Source organism: Flavobacterium cupreum (assembly GCF_003996965.1).
GTDB classification, from domain to species: Bacteria; Bacteroidota; Bacteroidia; order Flavobacteriales; family Flavobacteriaceae; genus Flavobacterium; species Flavobacterium cupreum.
Window position 1 is genome coordinate 201,574 of sequence record NZ_QWDM01000005.1, and the last position, 15,509, is coordinate 217,082.

Below are 15,509 nucleotides of genomic sequence, written 5' to 3' on the forward strand. Positions count from 1 at the left end.
TCTAGTCCTGTTTTTGCAATTTTCAGCGTTAGAGAAAAAAACTTAAAAACAACCTCGCAAACATAGGTATTGTTATGAATATATTCCTCCGTTTATATTGATAATTTCTCCTGTAATGTAACTTGCTTTCTTTGAAATCAAAAAGCTTACCAAATCGGCAACTTCTTCGGCTTCTCCAAAACGATTGACCGGAATTAGTTTTAATAATTCTTTTTCATCTAAGGCACTGGTCATATCTGTTCTGATAAAACCGGGTGCTACTGCATTTACTGTAATGTTCCTTTTGGCAACTTCCTGGGCCAAAGCTTTGGTAGCTGCAACAATTGCTCCTTTTGCAGCCGAATAATTGGTTTGTCCTGCTGTTCCTTTTACTCCGGAAACAGAAACCATATTGACGATTCGGCCATATTTGTTGCGCAGCATTTTCTGGATGAAAAACTGCGTGACATTAAAAAATCCGTTTAAACTTGTATTGACAACCCCGTTCCAGTCGTCGGGAGTCATCCACATAAAAAGACCGTCTTTTGTAATTCCGGCGTTGTTTACGATAGCTTCAACAATGGCCTCCGGATTTGCCTCCTGCCATTTGGTTAAAACTTTTTGTACTTCTTCAAAATTAGAAACATCGAAGCCTAAAATTTCTCCGGTTGCCCCCAATTTTTGTATTTCCTGAAGTGTTTCTTCTGCAGCAGTTTTGTTAGAATGATAATTAATCAAAATATGGTAATTGGCTTCAACGGCTAATTTTTTACAAACAGCACTTCCAATTCCTCTGGAACCACCTGTTACTAATACACATTTCATTTATGTAGAATTTATTTTTTATAGGTCATAAATGGTATCGCTTTTTATTGGTTTTGCTTACGCAATTTTTTAGTGGCGATTTCATTTATGTAGAATTTATTTTTTATAGGTCATAAATGGTATCGCTTTTTATTGGTTTTGCTTACACAATTTTATAGTGGCGATGTCATTTAGGTAAATTTATTTTTTCTTTTTGGTTGCCGGTTTTGTCGCGGCTTTTGTTTCCGCTTTTGGCTTCTCGGCAGCCACTTCAGTAGTGTTGTTTTTTTCTGTTCCTCTTGAAAATAGCTCAGCGTTTTCAAACCATTGATTGCCTAATACGGTTCCGTCGGGTTTAAGAAATCCCCATTTTCCTTCGTTTTTTACTCTTGCCAAACCATCGATAAATCCTTTGTCCTGTTGTACAAACAAAGCAATTACGAATCCGTTTGAAGTAATAGCATATTGGGTAGGAATTACGAGTTTTCCGCTTTCATTGATGAATCCCCAGTTTTTTTCTTTTACAGGAGCCAGTCCGTTTGAACTGAAAACTTCCGCATCACTATAGGTTGGCGGAATAATGAATTCTGCTTTTGGGTTGATGTATCCCCATTTTGACCCCACACAAACAGGAGCTAAATTTTTTGAGAACGCTTTTGCTTTATCATAAATAGGCAGAATTACCCAGTTTCCTTTTAAGTCAATGAATCCGATTTTCCCGTTCTTTTTCGCATAGGTTAAATCCTGTGTTTCAAAATCCCAGATTTTTTCAGCACCTTCTACCGCAATAAACTTTCCGCCACTTACGATTCCAAACGTTTTATCTTTTCGGGCCCAGGTTGTATTTTTAAAATAATTGCCTATTTCGTCATAAGCAGGTTCAACAGCTTCTTTGCCATTAGCACTTATAATTCCCCATTTTTTATTCAGTTCCACTCTTGCAAAACCATTTTCAAAAGGTTTGATCTGGTCGTATTTGGGTTCTAAAACAACGGTCATTCCGGAATTGATTAATCCCACTTTATCTGCTTGTCTGATAAAAGCAAGCCCATTATTAAAATCAAATAGTTTTTCTGTTGCAGGTGCTTTTTGAATTTCACCTTTTTTGTTGATATAGACCCAATCCTTACCTTTTTTTACAATTGCAATTCCGCTGTTAAAATCTTTGGTATCATCAAAAGCTGCAGGAATTACCCAGCTTCCCTTGGTGTCAATAAACCCCCATTTTCCATTGTCTTCTACAGCCGCCAGACCTTCGGAAAAACTTTTGGCAGCTTTGTACTGAGGCTCGATTTTAAAGCTTCCATCCTTGGAGAGATATCCAATTTTACCATTTTTTTTCACCAAAGCCAATTCCTGGCTATTAACAAACTGAATAAATAATAACAATAAAAAAAGAAAAGTTTTTTTCATGGGTTTAAGATTCAAGATTAATAATAGAAATATGTGGTTTAACTGTTTATGAGGTAGTCTTTTACGTTTTGAACAAAAGGATACATCACCTGATCCTGCTTAAATATTGGAATTATATTTCGAACATCATCGTACCATTTTTTGGTGACAGATGAAATTTTATCTTTCTGATCTAAATAATCAATGGCCTGAACGATTGTAATCATTTCGATTGCCAGTACTTCAAATGCATTTTCGATTACTTTTGAGGTAATCACGGCAGCATTTGTTCCCATACTTACAATATCCTGATTGTCATTGTTGTTTGGAATACTGTGCACATACATTGGGTTAGACAACATCTGGCTTTCGGCAGTAGTTGAGGTAGCAGTAAACTGAACACCCTGCATTCCGAAATTAAATCCTAATGTTCCCAAATTTACGAATGGAGGAAGGATTTCGTTGATTTTTGAATTTAATAAATAATTCAACTGACGTTCTGCCAGCATCGTTAATTTGGTGATAACGATTTTTAATTTATCCATTTCAAGCGAAATATAATCGCCATGAAAGTTACCTCCGTGATAGACATGTCTGTTTTTGACGTCGATAATCGGATTGTCGTTTGCGGAGTTAAATTCATCCTCCAGAATCGAAGCCACATTATTGATGGTTTCTAAAACCGGACCTAAAATCTGAGGTACGCAACGCAGTGAATAATATTCCTGAACTTTTTCCTTAAAAATTTCTTCGGTATTTTCTCCTGAATATAAGTGATCTTCTCTTTTACGGATCAAAGTACTGTCCGAAAGATTTTGTCTCATTCTGGCAGCAACTTCCTGTTGTCCTTTATGACGTTTGGTTTGGTTTAGTTCTTCAGAAAAGTGATCGTCATACGCCTGAACCAATTCGTTTATGGCACAGGAACACTTTAACGACCAGTCTAATAATTTATTGGCATGATGTACATTTACCACTCCAATTCCAGTCATAACCGAAGTTCCGTTGATTAATGCAAGTCCTTCCCTGATTTCTACCTGAATAGGTTTTAAGCCTTCAATTTCAAAAACTTCCGGAGTTGGTCTTCGGTCTCCTTTATAAAAAACTTCACCTTCGCCGATTAAAACTAAAGCAAGATGTGACAATTGTACTAAGTCTCCGCTGGCCCCCACACCACCGTGTTCGAAAATTAAAGGGGTAATATCTCTGTTGATCAGCTCGGCCATTAAATGAATTACTGACGGGTGAACGCCTGAATTTCCTAAAGAAAGCGTATTTAGTCGCGCGAGGATGGCTGCTTTGGCACAGACAGGGCTCAAAGGTTTTCCTGTTCCTGAGGAGTGGCTTCTGATTAAATTATATTGCAGCTGAATCTGGTCAGATTCTTTAATCCGGTATTGCGCCATTGGTCCAAAGCCCGTATTTACGCCGTATATTACTTTATTTCCTGAAAATTCCTTTAAAAAATTAAAGCTTTCATTTACTCTGTTTAAAACAATATCGCTAACAACAACTTTGTTATTTCCAAAGATAATAGACTCGAATTCTGCTAAACTTAAATATTCATTAATTGTATTCATTAAATCGTTTTTGGTTGTGCTAATTTAATTTTATTTATCAAAATAAATGTAGTTATTTTGATGATGGCAAATGTAAGTTAAATAAATCATAACATTTCTAATATGACAAAGGAGTTTGTAGATGTTTTAATCATAGGCGCAGGACCTTCTGGATGCGTTTCGGCATCGTATCTTCATAAAAATAACGTTAAGATAAAAGTGGTGGAAAAAACAAAATTCCCAAGACTTGTGGTCGGCGAAAGCCTCATCCCAAGAGTTATGGACCATTTTGCGGAGGCCGAGCTTTTTGAGAGTCTTGACGCCATGAATTTTGAAAAGAAATTAGGTGCCCGTTTTATCCGGGGAGAAGAGATTTGTGTTTTTGATTTCAGTAAAAAATTTGGTGAAGGCTGGGATTGGACCTGGCAGGTGCCAAGAGCCGATTTTGACAATACAATGGCGCAGGAAGTCATAAGAAAAGGAATTGACCTGGAATTTGAATCGGAAGTGCTCGAAGTTTCTTTTGAAGGAAAAAAATCGAAGACCCTTGTAAAAGATAAGGATGGAAATTTAAAAGAAATTCACGCCGATTTTATTATCGATTCCAGCGGGTACGGACGTGTTTTGCCAAGGCTTTTAGATCTGGATACGCCGTCAAAGCTTGATCCGCATTCTTCGATATTTACGCACGTAAAAGACATTAACAGACCGGAAGGAGAGGAAGGGACCCAGATTTCATTTGATATTCTGGAAACCGAAGTCTGGTTATGGGTGATTCCGTTTTCGAATGGAAATACAAGTTTGGGTGTTGTCGGGCCGACGGATTTTATCAATTCGCTTTCAGAAAATAAAGACAATGCCGAGGCTTTGCGAAATGCCATTCAGAAATCGGATTATTATATTAAGAGATTCAAAGGAACCGAGTTTTTATTCGAGCCGGTGAAGCTGGAGAATTATTCGAGAGCCGTAAAAAGAATGTACGGCGATGGTTTTGCCTTAACGGGAAACAGTTCTGAATTCTTAGATCCTGTTTTTTCATCAGGAGTTGCTTTTGCGACCGAATCCGGAATGCTCGCAGCAAAATTATACCTGAAAGAAGCACAAGGAATTGAAGTAGACTGGGAAACTGAATTTACAGGATACATGAAACGCGGCATTGCTGTTTTTACCACTTACGTGAAAGAATGGTACACCGGAAACCTTCAGACGTTATTTTTCCACCAGCCGGAAAACCCGGATGTGAAAGAAAAAATCTGCTCGGTTCTGGCAGGGTATGTATGGAATGAAGAAAATCCGTTTGTAAAAAAACATGATCACGTGATCGCAAATATGGCCTATTTACTAAATATGCAAAAAGAAGAAAAAGAAAACCCTAGTGTAAACTAGGGTTTTTTTATGGTTTTATTTGTACGCTTTCTTCAGAATCATTTTCGAAAGTGATTTTGCGGTTTTAGCATATCCTTCCCCAATTCTGGATTCATTACTGTAATTATTTCCCCATTGATCTCCGGGAGCTTCCTCACTTGTAATTTCCAACAGAACATTTGATTTATTGGCAGTTTCCACAAACTTTAGGTTTGTGCTTACTTTTGCCGGTTGTTTCATAATACCAGCATCCCAGCCCGGATAAATCCACACGGTCTGTACAATTAAATTATAACGGGCACTCGTTAGATTTTCCTGAAAATTTACATCTTTCTTTTCTTTTGTCATAACGACATTAGCTAATTCAAGAAATTTAGGACTCCAGATTAATTCCGGGGAAGACTTCCATCTTTTTTTCCAGGCATCACCATTTCCTTTGATCTTTGTATTTAAATCTGCCGTTCTTTCTTCAACATACTGAGCTTCAGATTTTTTTTCTTTCATCATAGTAAAATTACTATAATCAAACACCACATTAATTTCTTTCTGATCTTTCAAAAAAGCAAAATCGCCTTTTACAACTTCCATGTCCTGTGCAAATGCTGCGCCAGAGATAAATAACAATGCAATTACTAGTTTTTTCATAAAATTGGTTAAAATATTAGGGTTCAAATTTAGATTTTTTTTTATGAAAAGCTATTTTATCTGCCATTAATTTATCAGGAAAAAAGTGATTATTTTAGTTCAAATATTTTTTCCGTCAGAATCCATTTTTCTCCCGGTTTTGCCCAGGGCAGGGCTTGCTGGAATTTCCACATCAACGCTTCCCATTCCTGTACTTTTGGGTTTTCGGCATCCAATGCAGCTTTCTTTTCAAACGTAAAATCTTCACTGGCTTCAATAATCATAAACAACCGGTTTCCCGTACAATAAATATCCAGCACGGAAATCCCGGAACCTTTAATACTATCGATAATTTCCGGCCAGACGTTTTTATGAAGTTCTTTGTATTCCTCAATCAGATTTGCATCCTCTTTCAGGTCTAAGGCGAGACAGAATTTTTGTGTAGTCATATGGTATAGAAAGAAAGTTAGATTGTTACTTTTTTGTCAAAGGATTAATTTATAAAAAAAAGACTGTCGTTTGCAGACAGTCTTTTAATTCTTCAAAAAATATAGTAATAAATTATACTACCAGAATTTAACATATAAAGCCACAATAATCAATAATGTAATTACGATTAAAACCGTAGTTTGTGGTTTCACTTTAAACATTTCAGAGTCTATTTCAAACGCTTTAGGATTTACTTTTGGTCCTGCAAAACTGATTCCGATCATGGCCAGCATCGTAAAGAAGAATGATAATCCCATACAGATGTGGAAAGGAATTTCGAAAGCACCTTTTCCGTTAGGATAAGCCGTGTATAATAACGTTTCGTTTCCGAACAGCATAGGAGCATATTCGTTGAATAATACCGATAATACAAATCCTAAAATTACACCCACAATCGCTGCAGTTCCGGTAGTTCTTTTCCAGAACATCCCAAGGAAGAACATGGCAAAAACTCCCGGGCTGATAAATCCGGTATATTTTTGAATGTAGGTGAATCCACCCACTCCGCCAATTCCTAAAATATCATTCCACGTAAATAAAACAGCTAAAAGCATGGCAGCAAAAACGGCAATTCTACCAATGTTTACCTGTTGTTTTTCGCCGGCTTGTTTCTGGATGTATTTTTTATGAATATCTAAAGTATAGATTGTCGAGATACTGTTTACTTTTCCGGCCAAAGAAGCTACAATTGCAGCAGTCAGCGCCGCTACAGAAAGTCCTTTTAAACCTGTTGGTAAGAATGTTAATACGGCAGAATAAGCACCGTCTTTTCCTCCCACTAATTGTGGTAAATGTCCGTTTTGATATAAAACATAAGCAGCAATACCAGGCAACATTACGATTAAAGGCATTAATAATTTTAGCATCCCTGCGAATAAAATACCGGTACGCGCTGTTTGTAAATCGGCACCCAAAGCTCTTTGTGTAATGTATTGGTTACATCCCCAATAGTTTAAGTTGATGATCCAGATACCGGCAAGGTAAGACATCAGCCCCGGGAACGTCAAATATTTATCAATATCAAGCTGGGAAGAAGTTGCTGTTGGTTTTGGAATAATCATTTTGAAATGCTCCGGAGCTTCTCTCATTAAAACTTTGAAACCGGCAATAGCATTTTCGCCAACACCAAAATATTGTCCAACCGTTGTTAATGCAATATAAGAGGTTACCAAACCACCAATAATTAAAACAGCTACCTGAATAACGTCTGTGTACGCTACAACCTTCATCCCTCCTAAAGAGATGAACAGCGCAAACACAGCCAATCCAATCATAATTACATGCAGATACTCTCCGCCCGCAAGTCCGTTAATCGCAACCGCCCCTAAATATAAAATAGAAGTTAAGTTTACAAAAACGTATAAAAACAACCAGAAAACGGCCATAATTAAGGCGGTCGATTCGTTGTAACGCGTTTTTAAGAACTGAGGCATTGTGTAAATCTTATTCTTAAGATAGACCGGAATAAACCAAACCGCTACAATAATTAAAGCAACAGCAGCCAGCCATTCGTAGGCAGCAACTGCAATTCCTAAAAAGAAACCTTCCCCACTCATTCCGATGAATTGCTCAGCAGAAATATTGGAAGCAATTAAAGAAGCTCCAATAGCCCACCAGGTTAAATTCCCTTCAGCCAAAAAGTAAGCTTTGGCATCCTGTTCGTCTTGTTTACGTTTACGGTAAACAGTATAACCGTAGACCGAAACTACGATGAAATAAATAATAAAAACCGCATAATCTGCGAAAGCGAGGTTCTGGTTCATTGTTAGTAATAGTTTAAAATTAGTAAAGGTGATTGTTTGTTTATTGTTTAATCCGTCTTAAAATAAAATATATGTTTTTATTCTGTTTTTTTTTATGAAAAATGAAGCCAAAGTCAAAAATAGGATAAAAATCCAGTTCCACACCAAACACAAATGTGTTTTTAACATTTATAACTGCATTATTTCATTAAATGTAATTTTTAGTTCACTTAAGCTTTGCTTTTATAATGCACCTCTGACAATTGCCTTAAAGCTTCTGCACTTTTTTCGGGAGTAATATCCCTTTGTGATTCTCCCAGCATTTCATATCCAACCATAAATTTCTTAACCGTTGCAGATCGCAATAAAGGGGGATAAAAATGCATGTGAAAATGCCATTCCGCATGTTCCAGGCCATCTGTCGGAGCCTGGTGAATTCCTGATGAATAGGGGAAAGAAGTATTGAACAAGTTATCGTACTTAGAAGTCAGCTGTTTTAGGATTGTAGCAAAAGAAGTAGTTTCATCAGCAGTAAAATCGTTGATTTTTCCAAAAGTTCGTTTGCTGATAATCATTGTCTCATAAGGCCAGGTTGCCCAAAAAGGAACCAGTGCTACAAAATGATCATTTTCGATTACAACGCGTTCCCCTGATCTTAGCTCTGCCTGCAAGTAATCGGCCAGCATCGTCCTGCCATTTTTGTCAAAATAAGCCTTTAGGTTTTTTTGCGTTTTTTCTACCTGCGTCGGTAAGGAGGACTGTGCCCAGATTTGCCCGTGTGGATGCGGGTTGCTGCAGCCCATTACACTTCCTTTATTTTCGAAAATCTGAACGTGATTGATGTATTTGATATTTCCTAAATCAGTATATTCTTTTTGCCAGGTCTTAATGATATTTTCAATTCCGTCAATAGTCATTTCCGGTAAGGTAAGATCATGGTTAGGTGAAAAACAAACCACCCGCGAGATTCCGCGTTCGGGTTGTGCTTTAAAAAAAGTATGTTTGATATCTTCTTCAAACATGATTTCATCCTGCTTCATTGCGGCAAAATCATTCTCAAATACAAAACTGCCATCGTATTTGGGATTGCTGACTCCATTGGCACGAACATTCCCCGGACAGAGGTAGCAAGTGGGGTCATATTGAGGCAAAGCTTCGGTTGAAATTGTTTCGTTTTGTCCCTGCCATGGACGTTTTGCACGATGAGGTGATACTAAAACCCATTCGTTGATTAGCGGATTGAAACGTCTGTGCGGATCTTCGGTAATGTCAAAATTTTTCATTGTACTGCTAGTGGTATTAAAGTAGTGTTGTTCCGTTTGAGATTTTTACATCATAAAATTTTAATTCAATCCCAAATGTATCTAAATAAAGATTTGAAAACTTACGTTTAACCTCATTTTCGCAACCTTTTTTAATTAAATTTATGGTACAGCCACCAAAACCACCTCCCATCAGCCGGGAACCAATTACAGAATCGTCTTCTTTTGCCGTATCAACAAGCATATCCAGTTCCGCACAACTTACGGCATATTCCTGTGATAAGCCGTAATGCGTCTCAAAAAGTAACGCTCCCAGAAGTTCAATATTCCCGTTGTCTAAGGCCTCACAAGCTTTTATGACACGATTAATTTCTTTTACAACATAATGAACCCTTTTAAAGACCGTCGGATTCATTTTATCCTCGATGCTCAATAGCTGTTCTTCCGTACAATCCCTAAAACTTTTTATTTCCGGAAAATGATTTTTTATAATCAACAAACCTTCTTCACACTCCAATCTTCTGGTATTGTATTCAGAAGTGAAAAGCGAATGTTTTACATTGCTGTCCATTAAGATCAGCGAATAATCCTTGAAATTAGCATCATGATATTCAAATTCTAACGTATTACAATCTAATTTAATCACTTTGTCTTCAATTCCGTGAACGCTTGAAAACTGGTCCATAATGCCGCAATTAATGCCTACCCAGTGCTCGGCTTTTTGCCCCATCAGGGCAATATCCTTTTTTGCGATCGTAAGGTCGAAAAGTGCTGCAATACCAAAAAGCATCCCGCATTCTAAAGCCGCAGAAGAAGACAATCCCGAACCAACCGGAATATTACTGCTGAAAACACAATTAAAGCCTTCAAAAGAAAAACCATTATCTTGGAGTTGTTTTATTACACCAAGAATATAATTCGTCCAGACCACATCACTTAATTGAACTTCCTGCGTCAGGTCGACCTCGAATTCTTCATTTAAATCAATGGCGATTATTTTAGATTTTTTAGAGTTGTTTTTCTCAAAAGCAAAGCAGATTACTTTGTCAATGGCTGCCGGTAACACATAGCCGTCATTATAATCGATATGTTCTCCAATAATGTTTATTCTTCCGGGAGAAAGCACAGTTTTTTGAGGAGAAGAACCAAATGATTTCTCAAAAAATGCCGTTGTATCCTGTATTAAAATGTCATTCATTATCTTGTAATTGTAAAGTGTTGTTGTGTAGTTATATTTTAAAAACTTAGTTTATATTTTCAAATCGGTAAACCGTTTTCTGACGGTATTCTTGTCCTTTCTTGAGGATTGAATTCGGGAAATTTTTATGATTCGGTGCGTCCGGAAAATTTTGTGTTTCAAAACAGATTCCGCTTGACGTATGATAGGCTGCATTTTGTTTTCCTTTCAGCTGGCCAAAACAATTCCCGCCCACATAGATATGAACACTCGGCTGATCGGTGTAAACGCTCATTTGTAAATTGTTTTTTAAGCTGATTAATTTGGCAATAACTTCAGTTTTCGAATTCACTACAAAAGAATGATCAATCGGGAAAGGGCATTTTTTGGATGTTCTGAAGTCAAAGGCATGGCCTGTGAGATCCGTTAAATTGCCTGTTGGAATATTATTCTCATCCGTTTCCAGCATTTTGACCGATTTGATAAACATTTCCTGATCTAAAACATTCGAATCATGACCGTTGAGGTTGAAATAACTATGATGCGTCAGGTTTATAACGGTGTCTTCGGTTGTGGTTGCTTTATATTCCAGTTTTAATTCGTTTTCTTCCGTTAAGGTATATGTCAGGTAGACATGCATTTCTCCGGGGAAATTTTCGTCGGAATCGTCACTTAGAAGACCAAAAGTAATCGAAGGATTCTCACCGGAAGTTACATTAGCGACATTCCATACTTTTCTTCCAAAACCAAAATTACCGCCATGCAGCGCGTTGCCATTATTATTGGCCGGTAGTTGAAATGTACTTCCATTGATCACAAAAGAAGCATTGTGGATCCTTCCGGCATAACGGCCAACAGTGGTACCAAAATAAGGAGCGCTTGGTAAACTATAGGATTCCAGATAAGACTTCAGATCGTCAAAACCTAAAACAACATCCTTCAGCGTACCATTTGAAAGCGGAACCAGCAAAGAAGTTACCGTTGCTCCATAATTGATAAGCCGCGCTTTCATTCCGTTTTTGTTGGTCAATTCAAAAGAATAGATTTCTTCGTTGTCAGGCATTAAACCAAACAATTTGTAATCGGATAGATTCTGAAAATGAGATATATGTTTTATTTTCATATTATTTTTACCAATAATGAAATCCAAAAATAGAAACATTTCAAAAAAACACATACCAGTACCTACCAGTTTTTTGTATCTTGTGCCCAAAAACTATTTTTATGAACGTAATTTCTGTACAAAACAATTTGGGGCTTCCAAAATATAAACAGATAATTCTTTCAATTGAGAAAGCTATTGAAGAGGAAAAATTAAAAAAAGGAGACAGGCTGCCCTCCGTCAATAAAGTTTGCCTGGCTTTTTCATTATCGCGCGATACGGTTTTACAGGCTTATGATGAACTCAAAAAAAGAGGGATTATTTATGCTATTCCGGGCAAAGGCTATTATGTAAAAAGCGTCGAGACTACCCTAAAACACAGGATTTTTTTGCTTTTTGACGAATTGAATATTTTTAAGGAAGACATTTACAATTCGTTCCTGAAAAACATTGGAAAGAATGTCCAGGTCGATATTTTCTTTCATCATTTTAATGTCAGAGTATTTCAAAAACTAATAAATGACAGCAACGGAAATTACACCAAATACATTATTATGCCGACGAACTTAAACGATATAGTAGATTCTGTAAAAACCCTACCAGTAAATGAGGTAATCATACTGGATCAGACCAATCAAAACCTGAAATTGTACCCGGCCATTTATCAAAATCACCAAAAAGATATCTTTGAAGGATTGTATAAAGCGAAATCAAGATTGAATAAATACAAAAAACTGATTTTGATTTTCCCGGGATTCAGGGAACCTCTGGGCATGAAACTGGGCTTTGAGGATTTTTGTACCGCCTATCATTTTGAATACGAAATCATCACCGAATTTACCGGAAGAGAAATCACAACCGGAGACCTTTATATTATTCCGAATGACCGGGATCTGGTAAAAGTAATCGAAAGTGCGGGAAAACAAAGCTTAAAATTGGGCAGCGATTTTGGTATTATTTCCTATAATGAAACACCGCTGAAAAAAATTGTCGCAAACGGAATTACTACAATTTCAACCCATTTTGAAGCCATGGGAAAAATTTTGGCCGAAATGGTTCTGAAAGGAAACAAAGAACAAATCGAGAATAAATCATCCTTGATTATGCGGAATTCTTTGTAACGCTGCAGCAGCCTCATTATTTAAAAAACAAACCCTGAAAGTTTCGGGCTTTCAGGGTTTGTTTTCGGCTTTTATTTGGTAGAATTTACAAATTCAGCACAAAGTCATTCAATAGTTTTTCTTCGTATTTTTCTTTATTGAAAGTATACAAATACGAACCTTTACGGGAAGAACCCATATCTTTTTCTTCTAACTTATTTAAGATTTCAAGAGAGTTAATTTTACTGATAAAATTTCTTTTATCCAGTTCCTTGCTCAGAATAGCTTCATAAAGTTCCAGTAGCTGACGCATGGTAAACTTTTCAGGCAGCAATTCAAATCCAATTGGTTTGATGGAAGTTCTGTATCGCAGTCTTCTTATGGCATGTTGAACCATTTCGTCGTGGTCAAAAATTAATTTTGGCATCTCATTGATACTAAACCATTTTGCATGATAATTCTGGATCAGTTCTGCATTATGATTTTCAATATTAATCAGGGCATAATACGAAACAGAGATCGTACGCTCCACAGGATCACGGTCTATTTCGCTATACGCATAAAGCTGTTCCATATAAATATCATGAAGACCGGTGTAGGTATTTAATATTCGGATAGCCGCACGGTCCAATATTTCATCGCGTTTTAAAAAACCGCCCATCAGAGACCATTTTCCTTTCTCGGGCTCAAAGTCCCTTTTGATTAAAAGTATTTTCAACCCCTCATGGTCGAATCCAAAAATGATACAATCTACTGCTAATAAAGCTTTGTCAGCAGAGCTATAACTGTTTAGCATATTCTGTTATTTATTGGTAAATATATAAACTTCCACCTATGTTTCATAATTTATTAATGTTGATTTTACACTTAATAAATATACTCAAAAATAGATGCTTTGCTTTTTTAATTGTTCAGGATGAAAATCAGATGTTGCTTTTCTCTTCCCGCGGTCAAATTTAGTGCAAAGTTATCTATTTGATGATAATTTAAGTTAAAACCATTTTTAAAATTTTAACCAAATATTTTGCGAAATATGTTTTTATTAATGGTTAAACTGACCATTAGTTATTATTTTAACTATATTTACAAATGTCAAATCAACACTTAATTGTTGTTTTGAAGTGCTTTTTTCCAGCTTTTTAAAGGGAAAAAATTCGATCTAATGTTGTGTAAAATTCGTTTTCCGGATTGAAAGCATAAGCAGATTATCAAAATAGAAAACCACCAATTCTTAAAATAAATACTATGAAAAACTCTTTTTTAATCTCCTGTATTTTTACTTTCTGCAGTCAGGCTACTTTTGCTCAAAAAGAAACGACAATAATTTCCGTAAAAAGCGCTTCGGATGCGCCAACGATCAATAGAAACATTTACGGTCACTTTGCAGAACATCTGGGACGTTCTGTTTATGGTGGATTTTTTGTAGGCGATACTTCGAAAATCCCAAACACAAAAGGAGTCAGAAACGATATTATTAAAGCCTTAAAAGACCTGAAAATCCCAAATCTGCGATGGCCCGGAGGCTGTTTTGCCGATACGTATCACTGGAAGGACGGCATTGGTCCAAAAGAGCAAAGAACCACAATTGTCAACCAGTGGTGGGGTGGCGTAACCGAGGATAACAGTTTTGGGACCCATGATTTTTTAAACATGTGTGAATTACTGGGAGCAGAACCTTATCTATCCGGAAATGTGGGAAGCGGAACGGTTCAGGAATTATCAGACTGGATTCAGTATACCAACTTTGCAGGTAAAAGTCCGATGAGTGATTTGCGTAAAAAAAACGGAAGAACAGAACCGTGGAAAGTTACCTATTGGGGAATTGGAAATGAAGCCTGGGGCTGCGGAGGAAATATGACAGCGGATTATTATGCCGGAGAATATCGAAAATATGCCACTTTTATGTCAGATTGGGGCAATAAAGAAGGGCTGATCCGTATTGCATCAGGATCGAATAGCTCCGATTATAACTGGACAGAAACGTTAATGAAAAATATTCCCCTGAATCTTCTGGGCGGAATTGGCGTGCATCATTATTCCGTAATCAACTGGGATAAAAAAGGAGATGCTGTCGACTATACCGAAGAACAGTATTTCAAAACAATGAAAGAAGCGCTGAAGATGGAAGAACTCGTTACCAAACATTCCGCCATAATGGATAAATACGATCCGAAGAAAAAAGTGGCCATGATTGTGGATGAATGGGGAGGCTGGTATGATGTTGAAAAAGGAACAAACCCGGGCTTTTTGTATCAGCAAAACACCCTGAGAGATGCAGTGCTGGCCGGTGCCACACTGAATATTTTTAACAACCATGCCGACAGGGTCCGTATGGCCAATTTAGCCCAATGTGTCAATGTATTGCAGGCTGTAATCCTGACCGATAAAGCAAAAATGATTTTAACACCCACCTACCATGTCATGCAATTGTACAGCGTACATCAGGATGCGAAATTATTGCCAATAAATTTCCAGTCACCGCTGTATTCCTATAACGGGGAAACACTTCCTGCGATTTCGGCTTCAGCTTCTAAAGATAAAAACGGCCTGGTTCATATTTCACTGGTCAACATCGATTCAAAAAACAGCAATAAAGTGGAGATAGACACAACAGAGCTGGGCGTTAAAAACTTTTCAGGAAAAATCATAACATCTAAAAAAATACAGGACTATAATTCATTCGAAAATCCCGGTAAAATTGTCCCGGTTGCCTTTAAAGACTTTGAAAACAAGAAAGGTAAACTCGAAATTACGATTCCGCCATTCTCCGTAATAGTCGTCGAAGGAAAATAAACGTGAAATAATCGCAACGGAATAAATTTAAAACCAACGTTTATTTTTTGTTTGGAGTTTAAATGCCTGTTTTGATGCATTATTTGTAAAAATCAAGCGGCTTGTTTTTATTAAGTGTTTT

General features: G+C 37.0%; 13 protein-coding genes. 3 read left to right on the plus strand and 10 right to left on the minus strand.

Annotated features, from left to right (window positions below; translation table 11 throughout):
* Positions 1–72 precede the first annotated feature (72 nt).
* The 3 genes from flxB to flxA form a co-directional block, all read right to left on the minus strand.
* Positions 73–804 carry a flexirubin biosynthesis SDR family reductase FlxB gene (gene flxB, locus D0817_RS09440; protein ID WP_127338151.1) on the minus strand — a complete coding sequence of 244 codons (732 nt, stop codon included), beginning with the start codon at positions 802–804 and terminating at the stop codon, positions 73–75.
* 180 nt (positions 805–984) lie between these two features.
* Positions 985–2,196: a WG repeat-containing protein gene (locus tag D0817_RS09445; RefSeq protein WP_127338152.1), complete on the minus strand. Its 1,212-nt coding sequence runs from the start codon at positions 2,194–2,196 to the stop codon at positions 985–987.
* A gap of 38 nt (positions 2,197–2,234) precedes the next feature.
* Positions 2,235–3,755: a flexirubin biosynthesis tyrosine ammonia-lyase FlxA gene (flxA, locus tag D0817_RS09450; protein ID WP_127338153.1), complete on the minus strand. Its 1,521-nt coding sequence runs from the start codon at positions 3,753–3,755 to the stop codon at positions 2,235–2,237.
* 102 nt (positions 3,756–3,857) lie between these two features.
* On the opposite strand from flxA, the gene D0817_RS09455 reads away from it, so the two are divergent.
* Positions 3,858–5,120, plus strand: a complete 1,263-nt coding sequence (locus tag D0817_RS09455; protein WP_127338154.1) for an NAD(P)/FAD-dependent oxidoreductase — start codon at positions 3,858–3,860, stop codon at positions 5,118–5,120.
* A gap of 15 nt (positions 5,121–5,135) precedes the next feature.
* On the opposite strand, the gene D0817_RS09460 is transcribed toward D0817_RS09455, so the two are convergent.
* The 6 genes from D0817_RS09460 to D0817_RS09485 all read right to left on the minus strand — a co-directional run bounded on the left by D0817_RS09460 (position 5,136) and on the right by D0817_RS09485 (position 11,516).
* On the minus strand, positions 5,136–5,744 hold the full coding sequence (locus D0817_RS09460; RefSeq protein ID WP_127338155.1) for a hypothetical protein: 609 nt from the start codon (positions 5,742–5,744) through the stop codon (positions 5,136–5,138).
* 89 nt (positions 5,745–5,833) lie between these two features.
* Complete coding sequence (locus D0817_RS09465) at positions 5,834–6,172, minus strand: L-rhamnose mutarotase (protein ID WP_127338156.1); 339 nt, start codon at positions 6,170–6,172, stop codon at positions 5,834–5,836.
* Between the two features lie 117 nt (positions 6,173–6,289).
* Complete coding sequence (locus D0817_RS09470; RefSeq protein ID WP_127338157.1) at positions 6,290–7,975, minus strand: sodium/sugar symporter; 1,686 nt, start codon at positions 7,973–7,975, stop codon at positions 6,290–6,292.
* 209 nt (positions 7,976–8,184) lie between these two features.
* Positions 8,185–9,237: a UDP-glucose--hexose-1-phosphate uridylyltransferase gene (locus D0817_RS09475; protein WP_127338158.1), complete on the minus strand. Its 1,053-nt coding sequence runs from the start codon at positions 9,235–9,237 to the stop codon at positions 8,185–8,187.
* Positions 9,238–9,253: 16 nt separating this feature from the next.
* Positions 9,254–10,414, minus strand: a complete 1,161-nt coding sequence (gene galK / locus D0817_RS09480) for a galactokinase (RefSeq protein ID WP_127338159.1) — start codon at positions 10,412–10,414, stop codon at positions 9,254–9,256.
* Positions 10,415–10,460: 46 nt separating this feature from the next.
* Positions 10,461–11,516 carry an aldose epimerase family protein gene (locus D0817_RS09485; protein WP_127338160.1) on the minus strand — a complete coding sequence of 352 codons (1,056 nt, stop codon included), beginning with the start codon at positions 11,514–11,516 and terminating at the stop codon, positions 10,461–10,463.
* Between the two features lie 101 nt (positions 11,517–11,617).
* Between D0817_RS09485 and D0817_RS09490 the strand changes: the two genes are divergently transcribed.
* A complete protein-coding gene (locus D0817_RS09490) occupies positions 11,618–12,616 on the plus strand; it encodes a GntR family transcriptional regulator (RefSeq protein ID WP_127338161.1) in 999 nt (332 codons plus the stop codon).
* 85 nt (positions 12,617–12,701) lie between these two features.
* Here the strand turns inward: D0817_RS09490 and D0817_RS09495 are convergent, their stop codons facing one another.
* Positions 12,702–13,391 (minus strand): NUDIX hydrolase, encoded by a 690-nt coding sequence (locus D0817_RS09495; RefSeq protein WP_127338162.1) that lies wholly within the window; start codon positions 13,389–13,391, stop codon positions 12,702–12,704.
* Between the two features lie 449 nt (positions 13,392–13,840).
* On the opposite strand from D0817_RS09495, the gene D0817_RS09500 reads away from it, so the two are divergent.
* Positions 13,841–15,388, plus strand: a complete 1,548-nt coding sequence (locus D0817_RS09500) for an alpha-N-arabinofuranosidase (RefSeq protein WP_127338163.1) — start codon at positions 13,841–13,843, stop codon at positions 15,386–15,388.
* Positions 15,389–15,509: the final 121 nt, after the last annotated feature.